Raw genomic sequence first — 14,289 nt, forward strand, 5'->3', positions numbered from 1 at the left:
AAAAGGAGAATAATTAAGTAATATTAGTATTTAATGTTCACCAATTCTTTTCCGTGAAAATGGACGATTTTATATACACAAAGAGAATATATAGATTGTTGACAAAGTTAATAAATACATTTAGTATTACTTACGAACGTTCGTAAGGGAGAGTGTTACATGAAGGCTAATGAAATAAAAAAAAGTGCTATAGTGCAGTTTGTGAATAAAGGATATGAAGAAACGTCTTTAGATGACATTGTAGAAGGAATAGGTATTAAAAAGCAGTCTATCTATTCACATTTTAAAAATAAAGAAGACATTTTTCTTCAAGTGATGAATGATGCAGTGAACAAGGAAATATCTTTTGTTAATCATTTTTTTGAAAGTCGTTCACAAGCCGAACTTCAAGAGGTCTTATTTAAATTATTAGTAAGGTACAAAGAAAGATATTTGCTTGAAGATGATAAAAACATCAAATTTTTATTACGTATGGCATTTATGCCACCATATCATTTACGGGATACGGCAATGGAACAATTTGAAAAATATAACCAGGAATTAGAACGCAATGTAAAAGAAGCTTTCTCAAAAGCAGAACATATCCGTGTTACGGCTGAAGAAGGAACGATTTCGTTCTTAAACTTTTTAGATGGAATTTTAGTTGAATTGATTTATACAAACAGTAGTAAGTTTGAAACAAGGCTACGTGTTTCGTGGGAAATCTATTGGCAAGGAATATCGATGATCAAATAAGAATTAAGTTATTCAAATTTTGATTGTTACTAACAGCAAGGTAATTAAAAATAAATTTTATCACAGCATGATTATATGATTTTTGCCTTACGAATGTTCGTAAGGGTAGGAAGTTAACTATACTTGCTTGTTGAGAAGGGCGTAATGATGAATCGAAATTGGTTATTTGTTTTTTTAGCAGGTTTTTTAGAAATTTTTTGGGTATCTGGGTTAAAGCATGCGGACAATTATGTTCTTTGGGGATTAACGATAGTAGCGATTATTACTAGCTTTTGTTTGTTAACTTACGCTTCAAAAACATTACCTATAGGAACTTTATATGCTGTATTTGCAGGAATCGGTACAGCTGGAACTGTCATTGTGGAAATGATTATTTTTGGAGAACCGTTTAATCTTTATAAAATCCTTCTTATTGTCATACTCCTAAGTGGAGTCATGGGGTTGAAGATGATAAGTAGTTCTAAAAATCCCAAGGTGAACGTAAAGGAAGGAATTTAATCATGTCATGGATGGCGTTGTTAATAGCAGGGTGTCTTGAAGTAGTTGGTGTTTTGAATGTCAAGAGATTGGGAGAAAATAAAAAGAATGCTCTTTACTATATGGTCTTAAGTTTTGGTTTAAGTTTCTTTTTATTATCATATGCAATGAATGAAATCCCTATGGGAATGGCTTATGCTACATGGACAGGTATTGGAACTGTAGGATCTGCACTATTGGGAATGATTATTTTTAATGAATCAAGGGATTGGAAGAGACTATTCTGCATCGGATTAATTTTATTTTCTGCTGTAGGGTTAAAAGTTATTGTCTAAAAATAAATGAGTATAAAGATAAAAGCGTTGAAGAGAACAAGTAACTATAACGAATGCAGACAGAGAGTAGCCGGATGGTGAGAGGCGCAAGTGTTGTTATAGTGAATACATCTTGGAGCTGTGGGCCGAACTAATAGTAGGTTACACCGGAGTTGCACCCGTTATCATTGCATAGTATCGCTTCGGCTATACTTGTTGAGGAAAGTTATGTGAGTAACTTTTGAACAAAGGTGGTAACACGTGAAATTACACGTCCTTTAGAGATAATCTCTATTGGGCGTTTTTTAAATACTTTGATCCTATTAAGACGAATGGAGATGTTTTCATGTTTAAAGAACCGAAAGAACAATTAGAAATGTTAAAAAAAGGAACGCACTCGATTATTGATGAAGGAGAATTACTAGAAAAGCTCAAGCGTTCACATAATGAGCAACAACCTTTAATTATCAAATTAGGTCTTGATCCGTCTGCTCCTGACATTCACTTAGGACACGCGGTTGTTCTTCGTAAAATAAAGCAAATGCAAGATTTAGGGCATCATGCGATTATTCTAATTGGTGACTTCACAGGACGTATTGGAGATCCTACAGGAAAAGCTAAGGGTCGTTCTGCTTTAAGTGATGAACAAGTAAAAGAAAATGCAAAGACATACTATGAACAGATCTTTAAAGTATTAGATCAAGAAAAAACAACTGTTCGATTTAATAGTGAGTGGTTATCAAAAATGACTTTTGAAGATGTTATGAAGTTAGCAGCAACGTCTTCTGTAACAAGAATGTTAGAAAGAGATGATTTTCAAAAACGCTATAAGAATAACATTTCAATAGGGATTCAAGAGTTTTTCTACCCGTTAATTCAAGCTCATGATTCTGTAGAATTAAAAGCAGATATAGAACTAGGTGGTACAGATCAAACATTTAATGTACTAATGGGTCGCACCCTTCAAAATCAATTAGGACTTGAAAAACAAATTGCGATCTTTATGCCTTTACTAGAGGGTTTAGATGGTGTTGAAAAAATGAGTAAGAGTCTTAAGAATTATATTGGTGTGAATGAAGAAGCAGAAGTGATGTTTAAGAAAGTGATGGAAGTTCCTGATGAACTTATCGTGAAATACTTTGAATTAGCAACGGATGAACACCCAAAAGAAATCGAAAAAATACAAAACAGGATAGCTCTAGGCGAGAATCCTCGTGATATTAAACTTGAATTAGCAGAGATTATTACCGTTCTATATTGTGGAGAAAAGAAAATGGGTGAAGCAAAACAATACTTTCAAACTGCATTTCAAAAAAAGCTAATACCATCGAATATTCCTACGATCTTAGTTGAAATTGGGCAAGAAAAAATTGTAGATATTATTCCATTGTTAATCAAGAATCAGTTTGTTAAAAGTAAAAGCGAATTTTTACGATTAGTCAAACAAGATGGAGTTTCTTTTAATAGCTCAAAGCTAACCGAAGATGATTTGGATCGTGTTATTATGAACAACGATGTTTTACAGATTGGTAAAAAACGCTTTATAAGATTTGAAAAGTAAACCCTACTTACTAAGGCAAGAATAGTGTCTATTTGCCTTAGTATGACCTTAAAAACTTTTAGATTGAGGTAAAATTAGATGAACGTAATTAGTGTAAGAGAACATGTATTGATTCTAATTGATTTTGACACCTATAGTATGGACTTAATAAAAAAAGGTGTGAAATTAGCAAAACAAATGAATTCCAAGTGTTCAGTTCTGCTGATAGCTAATAAAGGTAATAAATTGGAAATGGATCTTGATTTCTATTATGTATTATCCGAATGTAAAAAAGCCTGTAATACGTATGAAGTAGATGATTTATTTGTGAGGTTTTTTCAGACAGACAACGATTTAGTTCAAGAACTAACAAAAATATGTGTGAACTTAGATATTTCTCAAATTGTCTTAGCAAAAGATGTAATGAGTAGATGGGAGGAAATTATACACGGCTCAAAATCAAATTTTCTATTAAGAACAGTACCTTCCGTTGATTTACACTTTGTGACTGTTGAAAAATCTGAACTAGAGAATACCGAATACGATACCGCTGTTCATGGCTATTTATTTAAAACATCACAAAAAGAATATGCACTGACATTTTCTAAAGGGGATAAACAAAACAGTATAGAAGGTATCTTTTTCAAACAAATAGCTACAGATTTTAATACGGGGATTTTTGTTAGCTTAGATGACCAAGACTTAACACATTATGAAGTAGTAGATAATAAAGCTTTTAAATCTTGTTATCAGTTAAAGAATTATTTATCTTCGTAAATGATGGTCAACGATGTACTTTTTAAAAATTAAAAGAAGGGTCCGAAGCTATGAGTTAACTGATTATGCACATGAAAATGGGCAAGGTAGTTGTTCAGTGTTCAAAAGCTTTCGAGGAATAAACCTTATAAATTTACTGGTAATTTAATCGTCCGAACGTTTAGATCTCAAAAAAGATAAATATTCGCATATGGTGTGTGGGGCGATTTAAGATGTTTTGGAATTTAAATATTATTATATTAGACAGTTTGAGGTCGTAACTAAAAGAGTCCTCATAAAGACACGAGAATAATCTCTCGTGTCTTTTTCTAAATGGAATAAATACTACAGAATATAATAAAATATTGTTCTAGCAGTATAATAGGCAGCTAAAAATATTAACAAAGGTCTTATAAACTTTTTATTATCTTTTTTAAAAACAACAATTATGGAAATCGAATATATAAGAGGTAACCATACAAACCAAAATAGAAAATTGTTAAAAAGAATATCGTCAAAAATAATTTCTAAGATTTCCATCATCATTCCTTCGAAACGTTGGATTATTATTGTTGTTGTTGTTGTTGTTGTTGTTGTTGTTTTTATCGTTAGACATAAAGGTACAACAACCCGTTTAGACAAACGAAAGTAGTCTTCACTTATCCTTCCCATCATACAAAAAATTTGGGTTTTTAAAATAGGAGGAAGATAATTTTGAGAAAATGATTAGTGGTCGAATATCTTTGCTTAAAGAAAATATATTAATGATATTGGTTCGTAACAGTTTTCTTATCCCTCGCTATAACTAGAGACACTATAGAAAAAACAATCAAAAAGAGTGCCAAAATCCCATAAGCTGCACCTTCAAAACCTCTAATATTTACGAAGCCAATATAAAAGAGAACAAAAGCAGAAATAACTGCCAGAATCCCTGGTATTAAACGTATAAACATGGAAAAGCCCTTCTTCTTAAACCACCACGTAACCAAAACTATAACTATACCAGGTATAAGTGCAATAAGTAATGGTCCTAAAAACATCATTAAAATCTTTCCTCTCTTTAATGAGTTGTAAGTTTAAGTCTTAATTATACTTTTCTATTTTCAAGAAGTGACATAGATAAAGGTTAACTTACTCTCTATTAAATTATATTCAACGCTAGAAATAATTATCCTTCTAATTAGAAATTATACCTATTCTCGCTAATGAGGGCCTAGTGAGGTTAAACCCGTCCTCCGGGCCGTATATTTATGTAGTGAAGTACCATGGCTGTTAAAGCTTTGGTGCTTTTTTATTTTTTGTGCAGGGATTGAAACGAATATAATGAATATTTTTATATGGGTAAATTTCAATTAGGAGTTAAAGGGGGAGATCATTTGAAGAATGACATAGCTAATCGTAGAGCTGAAATTCATGGAGAGGCTATTAATGTACTAGACGCTCGATCATTGTTTTCATCTCATAAAAGGTTAGCTGAAGTCTTAGAAGAAGGAATGGTTGTTCTAGATATAGGATGTGGAACTGGTGCCATTACAAAAGATATTGCAAAGATCGTTGGTGAAAATGGAAACGTTGTAGGAATAGACAATAATCCTTCACTTATTAAAAAGGCGAATGAATTATATGGAAATATCTCGAACTTATCTTTTGAGGTAGATAGTATTTATGATCATACATTAAATAATCAATTTGATATTGTTACGTGTGCAAGAGTGGTGCAATGGTTGTCCGATCCAATAAAAGCATTAAAGAGCATGGTAGCTGCTACTAAATCCGGTGGTAAAATTTTAGTAGTTGACTATAACCATGAAAAAATAAAGTGGGAACCAAAACCACCTGAAAGTACATCTATCTTTTACGCTGCATTTCTTAAATGGCGGGCCGATGCGGGGATGGATAACAAGATCGCGGACCATCTAAACGATTGGTTTCTTGAAATAGGTCTGAATCATATTAATGTGAGCAAACAACATGAAGTTGTAATTAGGCAAGATGAAAAATTTAAAGATCAGATAGGGATATGGGCAGATGTGATGGCAAGTAGAGGTGTTCAAATGGTAAAAGATCATTATATTACTGAAGCAGAGCGATGTTTAGCTGAAAAAGAGTATAGAGATTGGATAAAAGAAGATGCAATGTCTCAATCCATGTACTTGTTAGCAGTAGAAGGAGAAAAGGGTTAGTTAGCAAAAAAATACGCTACCGTTAAAATAGGAGCGATTATTAATTCTGGCATTAGGTGAAAAATTTGTTTTTTATCATTTTATATAGGTATTGGAGGTTAATGTAGTCATTTATACCGTTTTGCAAAAATGAGGGCTTAGTGAGGTTGAACTTGTGGGAGTTCAAACCCTCCGGTCCGCATATCAATAGTGCCAAGGCTTAAGAGCTTTGGCATTTTTTGTTTGATTTATAAAAAAAGGATTGCAAGGCAGCCCAGTCTTAAGGGAATTAGTTGATTAAAATTAATTAAATCTTAATGAGAGTAAAAAGACAATCGAACAATCTCTATGTAATATATAGAGTAAATAAAAATGAAGGGTATCTTATTCTTATAAGAAAGGATATGAGCTATGAAAAGCGTACTAATCTACATTTTTTTAATTGCTTTGTCTATGATTATATTAATAGGGTGTGCTGCAAATAATATTGAACATGTTACCAACTCGATGGAAGGTATATTTCTAAAGTCTAATAATGGGCAAAATCTTATTATTAATGATCTAGAGGTCGTAATCATGGGTAACGATACTGGTGAAGAAAAAGTATTTGATGATTTAAAAAGCGGAGATAAAATAGAAATCACCTCAGATGCGGTTAATGAAAGTTTTCCTTCGTCAGCAAATGTAACCCATTGTGACCTTATAGAGAGAGGTAGTGTAGAGGATATCCCACAAGAGACATTAGATTTACTAAAAGAGATGGGATGGACATTTGATTTGTCAGATTGAAAATGTGGAGATTTTTTTCAGTTTCACTTTCAAGTATTCTTGACCTTCGTAATGCTTATAATGTCACTAATAGTTCACCAAGATTGTCATAGTAAATATAAAAAGGAGGGGATAATATGATAAAAAAGTCACCAAAATTAACTTTGGTTCTAACTACATTTTCTATCGGGATCCTAGTAGGGGTGTTCTCACTTCAAACAGCATTTGGTGGTCAAGAAATTACTGATTATTCAATAAATGATTCAGGGAAAACTTACGGATCGGCTTTATTTGTAGAAACTGCTGAAGAAGAGCCTGATCTTATCTCGGCTATTGGTTTAGACGGAACAGAAGGCTACGTTAAAAAAACAGACTTAGATAGGGTAACAGGTGAAGCTGATTCACCTAAAACACCTGAAGAGGCATTAAAAAAACAAGAGGAAAGAGAGAGAAATCAAGATATACAAATTCCCTTATATGAAGAAGATGGTGAAACAATTATAGGTGAATTTGAAATAAGCCTTGATACAGAATGATTGTTTCTATGGCATTGAGGGTTTAGTGGGGTTAAACACGTGGAGATTCGACTTCTCAGTGCCGAATATAGAAGAAATGTATGAGTACCAAGGCTTTTAGAGCTTTGGTACTTTTTTAGAGTTGAAAAGTAATAATTAGAATTATAAAATCACATCGAAAAAATGTCGGTGCGCATTGAATATTGTGTATGATTAAAATTGCTATTAATGATTTGAAACAAAGTGATCAGGATCAATGCTTTCACAATATTCCCTTATCAACTTCCAGTCATCATTCCCTTCTTTTCTAAATCTTTGAACAAATAGTTTAACTACATCTGCCACTTTACCGTCCATTTCAAAAGTTAACCAGAACATAGCTATTACCTCTTTGTCATTTGCGGGTGTAATATGTAATTGATTAAAATGCCATTTAGGCTTATGTCCTTTATATTGTTCATAGGCTTGTGCCCAGCCGATTTTAGATTCTTCATATCCCCAATCCGAAACGGCGGTCCCTGGACCGGTCCATCTTATAGCCAATTCTGGTGATAACAGTTTAATCATCTTCTCAGCATTGCACTCGTTCCATACTTCTTGATACTTCGAGAAAAATGTTTCGAAATCTTGAAGTAGTGTAGAATTCGCCATATTTATCCTCCTAATATAAAAATTCAACGCTTGCAAACCATTAAATACTTACCATTAATACGTTCGTTCGCTTGTACTAATGTACATTCATTGTATCTATTGATCTCTGAAAAATAAACAGTTTCTTCTAAATATGTATTTAGTGAAAAACGTAAAATCATATACTAACGCCGCTATTGGTTTGAATTCTCCGGGGCTATATTCTAGTAGCACCAAGGCTTTCATAGCTTTGGTGCTTTTTTATATTTTATTATTAAAATATAAAAAAATAATTGGTTATATGTTTATGTTTGGAATTAATGGAGGGGGGAACGGTTTAATAGGCTAATTATAGGAGGTATAACATGGCTTCTTTTAAAGGTAGGGCAAGGCATTCAAGATATCAAGGAATCGTTGGTACGATATTTGTTCTTCCGATTATTGCAATATTAGGCTTATTAGATGTCATTCCTGTTTCTAATCTTGTTGCTTGGTTAGCTCTAGTGGCATTTGTAATTGGTTTAATTGTGCTCATTGTATCATTTAAGGGTAAAAATCCTGCAAATGATGAAAAAACGTCAACTGAGCTATGAATTATAAAGAAAAAAACATACTAAAAATTTATGGAGTGTTCAACATGAAAAAGGCTGTTGTAGCAACATTATATGGGTCAGTTATAATTCTTGGTTCATGTAATTCAGATGATTCTTCAACTGAGTCCACAGAAACGGATTCTAGTGACGAACTAACGGCTGATAACAATGCTGAAGATGCGGTTGCTGATCCACTAATGAATGAAGTTCCTACCGTTTCTGTTTATAATTCAGAAAATGAAGAAATGGAAACCACTTCGTTTGCAGTTTGTTGGAATTATTGTGATGAAACTGAGTTAATTCCTTTGAATGAAGAAGGAGAAATTCAGAATGCAGATGTCTTAAATGAAGTAGAACACGAAGAAACAATGCAAATTGTTCTTGATTATGATACTTCACATACCGTTTCACATGAACTCATTACGTTTAATGATAGTACAAGTTTTAATGAAGAATTAGAGGGAGAGACATTTGATGTTCGCGGTCAAGATGATATCCAGTATGCAATTATCACACGTTTCTTGAACAATGATGACGAAACAATTGGTCGAATTCAAACAATCTTTTCTGTAGGCATTAATTAATAATTAACTGTTAATAAAGAGGTGCATTAGTGAGATAGATTACACAGACGAAAGTAGTCTTCACTTATCAATCCGCTCATAACAAAATTTTGGGATTTTCAAACTAATAGGAGGAAGTTAACTTGGAGAAAATGATAAGCGGATCAATATTAGTGCTAGCGTCAATCATAACGCTTATGACGAGATATATAGTAACAGCAATCTTATCAAATGGGCAGAGTAGTGGTAGTGAGGGAACCTATGAACAGATTTTATCGACTCATAGCTTTTCCACCTTACTTTTACTACTATCTATTATTATTGCTATTGTAGGTGTCGCTTTATTAGTATGGGGAGCATTAAAGAATTCAGATCAGAAAAATTTGTAGAATAATTTGGTTTTAATTAAATTATATGGAAATGATTGCGCATGAAAAATAAAGAAAACAAGGGGCATAGGTATGAATAAAACGTTAACTTACTCAACATTTCTGTTACTAAGTTTCGGTTTAATTGGCTGCAATCAACTTCAAAATGAAGTGGAAGAACTTGAACAGGAATATGGGATTGAGATACATATTGATGATATTGGAGATCGTGACCTGCAAACAATTGCTAAATTAGATAGAGATCAAATAGAAACCATGCTGTCCTATGTCAGGAAATTCAAAGAGGAAGAACAAAAGGAAGGGCATACTAGACATTACCTTGCAAGTTCTCTTTTGGAGGCTATACGAACAGATGATGAGGAAGAAATTCCTGTGGATGGCTATAGTTTATATTTAGGAACACAAGGAGACGAAGTGGATGCTATTAATTTAATGACCACTGTTTACTTTTATTCAGATCGTGCTGCAATGGAAGTAGCAAGTATGGATGCCACGAAGATCGGAAGAGGTGGAATCTCTTGGCAAAATAGCGAGGAAAGAGTCATTGAAGCAAGCGAAGAACAAGCAGAATTCTATATTGAAGGTGAATGGGTTGGAGAATTCATTTATGAAGGGAAGGTCTTATCATTTACAGAACCAAACGCCTGGACATTTATTCTGACGGAAGAAGATGTAGAAAGGTATGAGCAGGAAGCTATTAATATAGATGCAGTCTCTTAAATAACTATAATAGGCGTAATAAGGTTCATCATTTAAAAGTTCTCATAGAATATTAAGGCATCTATTAGGTTAAGATGCCAAGATAAAATAGGGAGGGCTTTGGATGGTTAATCGAATTATCAATGGAGGATTCGAAACAGGTCATTTATCACCTTGGATAGGTTTAAATGCGGGAATTACTTCGACTTATAGTCATTCTGGCTTTTTTAGTGTTCAATTTAATAACACTAATACTAATGCATTTATCTATCAAATCTTAAATGTAGAGCCAGGTGAGACCTATCAATTTTATGTATCCATTTCAAAAGTATCACCTACATTACTAGCAGCCCCACTAAGTTTAACTGTAAATTATTATGATGCTTCATTTAACTTTATTTCTTACGGACTTCTTACAAGTATACCTCCACAACGCGTACCTAATAATACATGGTTGGATGTCAATCAAACAACTTTGCCTGCACCATTGGGAGCTACTCAAGCTCTTATTCTTATTAACACGTTACCACAAATAAATGCATCCAACATATTAATAGATGATGTCGGCTTTTTGCAATTGGATGGTATTACACGAGGTCCAACAGGGCCGACCGGAGCAACGGGAGTAACAGGAGCGACAGGAGTAACAGGAGTAACGGGAGCAACAGGAATAACAGGAGCAACGGGAGTAACAGGAGCAACGGGAGTAACAGGAGCGACAGGAGCAACAGGAGCGACCGGAGTAACAGGAGTAACGGGAGCAACAGGAGTAACGGGAGCAACAGGAATAACAGGAGCGACGGGAGTAACGGGAGCGACGGGAGCAACAGGAATAACTGGAGTAACAGGAGCAACAGGAGCGACGGGAGTAACAGGAGCAACGGGAGCAACAGGAGCGACAGGAGTAACAGGAGCAACAGGAGCGACGGGAGTAACAGGAGCAACGGGAGCAACAGGGGTAACAGGAGCGACAGGAGTAACAGGAGCGACAGGAGCGACAGGAGCGACAGGAGTAACAGGAGCAACGGGAGTAACAGGAGCAACAGGAGTAACAGGAGCAACAGGAGTAACGGGAGCAACGGGAGTAACCGGAGCAACTGGACCATTAGCTCAATCAGGTTTCCCTGTGGTGTTTTCTTCTGCAGGTGGGGCCGGCAGAGGAACTGCTTTTCCTAGCACTAATGTAGCTGGGGTTTCTACAAACATAAACTTATTATCATTTGGCAGAACCAGTAGCGATTTGACACTCTCATCTGGAAGTATTTTTACTGTTCCTTTTTCAACCGATAATTTTCAATTTTTCTTCTCATTCCCCGATGATGTAATCATTACAGGTATATCTTGTGTATTTAATAATTATGCTGCGTTTACGCCATCTATCGGAACCGATTTCAGACCATATGTAGCAGTAGCTAGCGCAGATACAGGAACATTTAATTTTACGATTAACCCAACTACTATAACTTATTCAGGTTCTGGCTTTTTACCTGGTGTCTCAAATCCAACTTCGACCATATTATCTGCAATAAATAATAGTTTAAATACCTTGATACCTGCAGGTACTAACTTAACTATCGTTGGGGGATGGTCTGACATAGGAGTAACAGCACAGGCTTTACAACAGTTTATATATATGAGTGGTTCCATTTTCTTTACATCATCATCTTAACTAGTTAGTTTATTGTTCAGTGTTCAAAAGCTTTCTAGAAATAAAACTTATGAATATATTGGTAATTAATATACTTCTAACATTTAATTTTAAACCATCTAATGTTCGTATATCTCACATGGGCAATAGTTATAATGGGTCTCCAAGTGGCGAAGAATAAGGTATTTGTAGTTATCCAATTCTTAACCGATATATACTAATTAAGTGATTTTATTTGAATTAGTGTTAATTAATGTAAGTGATGTACGTGTTTGCAGCAGATAACATGTTTCCTTGTCTTTGGGGCCTAGTGAGGTGGAACCCGTGGAGGTTCGATGCCTCTCAACCGCAGCCAATTAGTACCAAGGCTTTTTAGAGTTTTGGTACTTTTAAAATTTTCGGAGTATATAATTGGAAATAACATTATTCTTTCCATGAGATAAGCAAGGAGAAAGTACTTATATTTTTGAGAAGGAAAAAAGAAGTGGTTGTTGAAATTATTAACTACATAAGAAACCTGAGGTAACCTAATCAGAATTATAAAATAACGCATTGAGGGAGTCATTTGGATGATTTTAAGCTTAAACCATGTTAGTGGTGGATATCTTACTCGAAAAATCATAAGAGACATTTCATTTGATATTCACACTGGAGAAATCATTGGTTTAGTCGGTTTGAATGGAGCAGGGAAAAGCACAACACTTCGCCACATTATAGGCACCTTAAAACCTATGGATGGTGATGTCACCATTAACAAGCAAGATTGGTATAGTCAGAGAGACAAACTCGCTCTTATTCCTGATAAACCACAGCTTTATCCGAACCTGACTGTTAACGAACATTTTGAATTTATAAAGAGGATTTATCAAATTGATAAGGACGATTATTTAAATGCTCTAATAGACAGATATTCAATTCAAGCCCACATGAACAAATATCCTTACGCTTTATCAAAAGGTACACAACAAAAGGTTTCGATTATTAGTGCAATGATCTCAAATCCAACATTTCTTGTTATTGATGAACCCTTTATGGGTTTAGATCCACGAGGGTTAAAATACTTTATGGAGGATCTTATTAGACTTAAAGAAGAAGGTGTAGGAATTATCCTTTCAACTCACATGTTGAATATAGCGGAAAGCTTGTGTGATAGGGTCATTGTTTTACATGAAGGAAACCAAAAGTTTTATAATGATGTTCCTTACCTGTCTGCTGTTCATATGAAAGATGTAACGTTAGAGGATATTTTCTTTTCAATCATTGAGGATAAAAAATGAAGGATTTATTTATTGAACGATTCCATAATTCAATGCAACAAAATAGTAAAATTCTTGTCAAAGTGTTGGGACATAGTGGTGTGTTTGCGTTAGTACCATTTATTATGTTATTGGTGTATGTCGTTATCATGGTACTACAAGATGGCAATCTTCATTCGTTCTATCAATCTTTCATTCTTACCGGTCTCTTTCTTTTTTTAACACTCAATAGAGGCATCGTTAGCTATATTAGTGAGTTTGATGAGATTTATTTAGCTCCTAAAGTAAAAGGGATGGAAGGTTATTTGATTTATTGTTTACTTTATAACCTGACCATTCAATCGATAAAGGTTGCTTTGTTTACCTTGTTTTTACTATACGCACTTTCTTTAAATATGGGCGAACTGGCGACTCTTTTTATTTTCATACAACTCATAGGTATTTTGCACATTCTGTTTCTGGTTATGATCATTAGCACGAGTACAAAAAGAACAGAGTTATTCTTTGGACTTCACATGGCTTGTGTTGGAGTTTGTTTTCTTTTATTACTAGAAGCACCTGTCATCTTTGGTGTTGCCATTATAATAGGTATCATACTTATTGGTATACTTTATAGTAGAAATAGGATTTTTCCTATTCATTCTTGGAAGAGACTAATGAAGTCTGAAGAGAAAACGAGAAAAGTAGGTCAGATTTTTTTAAGTAGTTTTATAGATATAAAGTCAAATCAGTCATCTTTTAGAAATATTTTACCATTAGCCTTTTTTAAGAAGAATGAGAATCCAATAGTCTACCTATTAGTGCGATCAACAATAAGAGGGACAGAGACCAGCCGAAACTTTGTTCGAGTGATTCTCTTAACCGTCTTCCTGATCGTTTATTTTAAGAGCTTATTCATTCTTATCCCACTGTTAGCTGTATTGATTTATTTTAATACATTGCAATTCTCACAAGGAATTGGCTCAGGAAAAGAATTTATCCCACTCCACTTTCCTATTGATGATGATATGATAAACGATGCGAAAAAGCACATTAAAAGGAGAGGTGTTTTAATCCAGTTATATATTTTTATGTTTGTTATGTTTATTCAGATCTTCTTTTTTCATTAACGAGTGTTTAACATCCAAATATGGAGTGAAATTGTGATAAAGAAATAGGGTATTTAGCATAAATAAACGCGGCATTGAGGGAGTGGTGAGGTTTTACCCCCTTCATCTGCTACTTTTAGAGTACCAAGGCTTTCA

General features: G+C 34.1%; 17 protein-coding genes and 1 other annotated feature. Of the genes, 15 read left to right on the top strand and 2 right to left on the bottom strand.

The genetic code is table 11. The features are described from left to right. Window positions 1-159 precede the first annotated feature (159 nt). From J2S05_RS16730 to J2S05_RS16750, 5 genes are all read left to right on the top strand, one after another. Window positions 160-735: a TetR/AcrR family transcriptional regulator gene (locus J2S05_RS16730; RefSeq protein WP_306984811.1), complete on the top strand. Its 576-nt coding sequence runs from the start codon at window positions 160-162 to the stop codon at window positions 733-735. 147 nt (window positions 736-882) lie between these two features. Then, window positions 883-1,233 carry a DMT family transporter gene (locus J2S05_RS16735; protein WP_306984813.1) on the top strand — a complete coding sequence of 117 codons (351 nt, stop codon included), beginning with the start codon at window positions 883-885 and terminating at the stop codon, window positions 1,231-1,233. Between the two features lie 2 nt (window positions 1,234-1,235). Further along, window positions 1,236-1,547, top strand: coding sequence for a DMT family transporter (locus tag J2S05_RS16740; protein ID WP_306984815.1), 312 nt, complete (start codon window positions 1,236-1,238; stop codon window positions 1,545-1,547). An 18-nt stretch (window positions 1,548-1,565) separates the two neighbouring features. Continuing rightward, window positions 1,566-1,808 (top strand) — a binding site (T-box leader). A gap of 64 nt (window positions 1,809-1,872) precedes the next feature. After that, window positions 1,873-3,087, top strand: a complete 1,215-nt coding sequence (tyrS, locus tag J2S05_RS16745) for a tyrosine--tRNA ligase (protein WP_306984816.1) — start codon at window positions 1,873-1,875, stop codon at window positions 3,085-3,087. 78 nt (window positions 3,088-3,165) lie between these two features. Beyond that, window positions 3,166-3,843, top strand: a complete 678-nt coding sequence (locus J2S05_RS16750; RefSeq protein WP_306984818.1) for an adenine nucleotide alpha hydrolase family protein — start codon at window positions 3,166-3,168, stop codon at window positions 3,841-3,843. 740 nt (window positions 3,844-4,583) lie between these two features. On the opposite strand, the gene J2S05_RS16755 is transcribed toward J2S05_RS16750, so the two are convergent. Next, window positions 4,584-4,865, bottom strand: coding sequence for a YesK family protein (locus tag J2S05_RS16755; protein WP_306984820.1), 282 nt, complete (start codon window positions 4,863-4,865; stop codon window positions 4,584-4,586). A gap of 333 nt (window positions 4,866-5,198) precedes the next feature. Here J2S05_RS16755 and J2S05_RS16760 point away from each other — a divergent pair, with 333 nt between their 5' ends. The 3 genes from J2S05_RS16760 (at window position 5,199) to J2S05_RS16770 (ending at window position 7,288) form a co-directional block, all read left to right on the top strand. Further along, window positions 5,199-6,005: a class I SAM-dependent methyltransferase gene (locus tag J2S05_RS16760; RefSeq protein WP_306984822.1), complete on the top strand. Its 807-nt coding sequence runs from the start codon at window positions 5,199-5,201 to the stop codon at window positions 6,003-6,005. Between the two features lie 390 nt (window positions 6,006-6,395). Further along, entirely contained in the window at window positions 6,396-6,773 is a 378-nt protein-coding gene (locus J2S05_RS16765) for a hypothetical protein (protein ID WP_306984824.1), read from the top strand. A gap of 116 nt (window positions 6,774-6,889) precedes the next feature. Then, window positions 6,890-7,288 (top strand): peptidase M56 BlaR1, encoded by a 399-nt coding sequence (locus tag J2S05_RS16770; protein WP_306984825.1) that lies wholly within the window; start codon window positions 6,890-6,892, stop codon window positions 7,286-7,288. Window positions 7,289-7,492: 204 nt separating this feature from the next. On the opposite strand, the gene J2S05_RS16775 is transcribed toward J2S05_RS16770, so the two are convergent. Then, on the bottom strand, window positions 7,493-7,918 hold the full coding sequence (locus J2S05_RS16775; protein ID WP_306984827.1) for a DUF4440 domain-containing protein: 426 nt from the start codon (window positions 7,916-7,918) through the stop codon (window positions 7,493-7,495). A gap of 344 nt (window positions 7,919-8,262) precedes the next feature. On the opposite strand from J2S05_RS16775, the gene J2S05_RS16780 reads away from it, so the two are divergent. From J2S05_RS16780 to J2S05_RS16810, 7 genes are all read left to right on the top strand, one after another. After that, a complete protein-coding gene (locus J2S05_RS16780) occupies window positions 8,263-8,490 on the top strand; it encodes a DUF805 domain-containing protein (RefSeq protein ID WP_306984829.1) in 228 nt (75 codons plus the stop codon). Between the two features lie 44 nt (window positions 8,491-8,534). Beyond that, the gene (locus J2S05_RS16785) at window positions 8,535-9,074 is read left to right on the top strand and encodes a hypothetical protein (RefSeq protein ID WP_306984830.1); all 540 of its coding nucleotides are present in this window, start codon (window positions 8,535-8,537) and stop codon (window positions 9,072-9,074) included. 122 nt (window positions 9,075-9,196) lie between these two features. After that, a complete protein-coding gene (locus J2S05_RS16790) occupies window positions 9,197-9,442 on the top strand; it encodes a DUF1218 domain-containing protein (protein ID WP_306984831.1) in 246 nt (81 codons plus the stop codon). A gap of 72 nt (window positions 9,443-9,514) precedes the next feature. Beyond that, window positions 9,515-10,162, top strand: coding sequence for a hypothetical protein (locus J2S05_RS16795; RefSeq protein ID WP_306984832.1), 648 nt, complete (start codon window positions 9,515-9,517; stop codon window positions 10,160-10,162). Between the two features lie 103 nt (window positions 10,163-10,265). Then, on the top strand, window positions 10,266-11,810 hold the full coding sequence (locus J2S05_RS16800) for an NTTRR-F1 domain (protein WP_306984833.1): 1,545 nt from the start codon (window positions 10,266-10,268) through the stop codon (window positions 11,808-11,810). Between the two features lie 548 nt (window positions 11,811-12,358). Then, complete coding sequence (locus J2S05_RS16805; protein ID WP_306984834.1) at window positions 12,359-13,066, top strand: ABC transporter ATP-binding protein; 708 nt, start codon at window positions 12,359-12,361, stop codon at window positions 13,064-13,066. Then, window positions 13,063-14,154, top strand: coding sequence for an ABC transporter permease (locus J2S05_RS16810; protein ID WP_306984835.1), 1,092 nt, complete (start codon window positions 13,063-13,065; stop codon window positions 14,152-14,154). Before J2S05_RS16805 ends, J2S05_RS16810 begins: the two co-directional genes overlap by 4 nt. Window positions 14,155-14,289: the final 135 nt, after the last annotated feature.

Origin of the sequence: Alkalicoccobacillus murimartini (assembly GCF_030813245.1) — a bacterium.
GTDB classification, from domain to species: Bacteria; Bacillota; Bacilli; order Bacillales; family Bacillaceae_D; genus Alkalicoccobacillus; species Alkalicoccobacillus murimartini.

Excerpts from the sequence above, each read along its gene's own strand:
- J2S05_RS16795 (WP_306984832.1), top strand. The coding sequence starts at position 9,515 with ATGAATAAAACGTTAACTTACTCAACATTTCTGTTACTAAGTTTCGGT.
- J2S05_RS16805 (WP_306984834.1), top strand. The coding sequence starts at position 12,359 with ATGATTTTAAGCTTAAACCATGTTAGTGGTGGATATCTTACTCGAAAA.
- J2S05_RS16750 (WP_306984818.1), top strand. The coding sequence starts at position 3,166 with ATGAACGTAATTAGTGTAAGAGAACATGTATTGATTCTAATTGATTTT.
- J2S05_RS16730 (WP_306984811.1), top strand. The coding sequence starts at position 160 with ATGAAGGCTAATGAAATAAAAAAAAGTGCTATAGTGCAGTTTGTGAAT.
- J2S05_RS16785 (WP_306984830.1), top strand. The coding sequence starts at position 8,535 with ATGAAAAAGGCTGTTGTAGCAACATTATATGGGTCAGTTATAATTCTT.
- J2S05_RS16775 (WP_306984827.1), bottom strand. The coding sequence starts at position 7,918 with ATGGCGAATTCTACACTACTTCAAGATTTCGAAACATTTTTCTCGAAG.
- J2S05_RS16740 (WP_306984815.1), top strand. The coding sequence starts at position 1,236 with ATGTCATGGATGGCGTTGTTAATAGCAGGGTGTCTTGAAGTAGTTGGT.
- J2S05_RS16765 (WP_306984824.1), top strand. The coding sequence starts at position 6,396 with ATGAAAAGCGTACTAATCTACATTTTTTTAATTGCTTTGTCTATGATT.
- J2S05_RS16780 (WP_306984829.1), top strand. The coding sequence starts at position 8,263 with ATGGCTTCTTTTAAAGGTAGGGCAAGGCATTCAAGATATCAAGGAATC.
- J2S05_RS16755 (WP_306984820.1), bottom strand. The coding sequence starts at position 4,865 with ATGATGTTTTTAGGACCATTACTTATTGCACTTATACCTGGTATAGTT.
- tyrS (WP_306984816.1), top strand. The coding sequence starts at position 1,873 with ATGTTTAAAGAACCGAAAGAACAATTAGAAATGTTAAAAAAAGGAACG.
- J2S05_RS16800 (WP_306984833.1), top strand. The coding sequence starts at position 10,266 with ATGGTTAATCGAATTATCAATGGAGGATTCGAAACAGGTCATTTATCA.
- J2S05_RS16735 (WP_306984813.1), top strand. The coding sequence starts at position 883 with ATGAATCGAAATTGGTTATTTGTTTTTTTAGCAGGTTTTTTAGAAATT.
- J2S05_RS16810 (WP_306984835.1), top strand. The coding sequence starts at position 13,063 with ATGAAGGATTTATTTATTGAACGATTCCATAATTCAATGCAACAAAAT.
- J2S05_RS16770 (WP_306984825.1), top strand. The coding sequence starts at position 6,890 with ATGATAAAAAAGTCACCAAAATTAACTTTGGTTCTAACTACATTTTCT.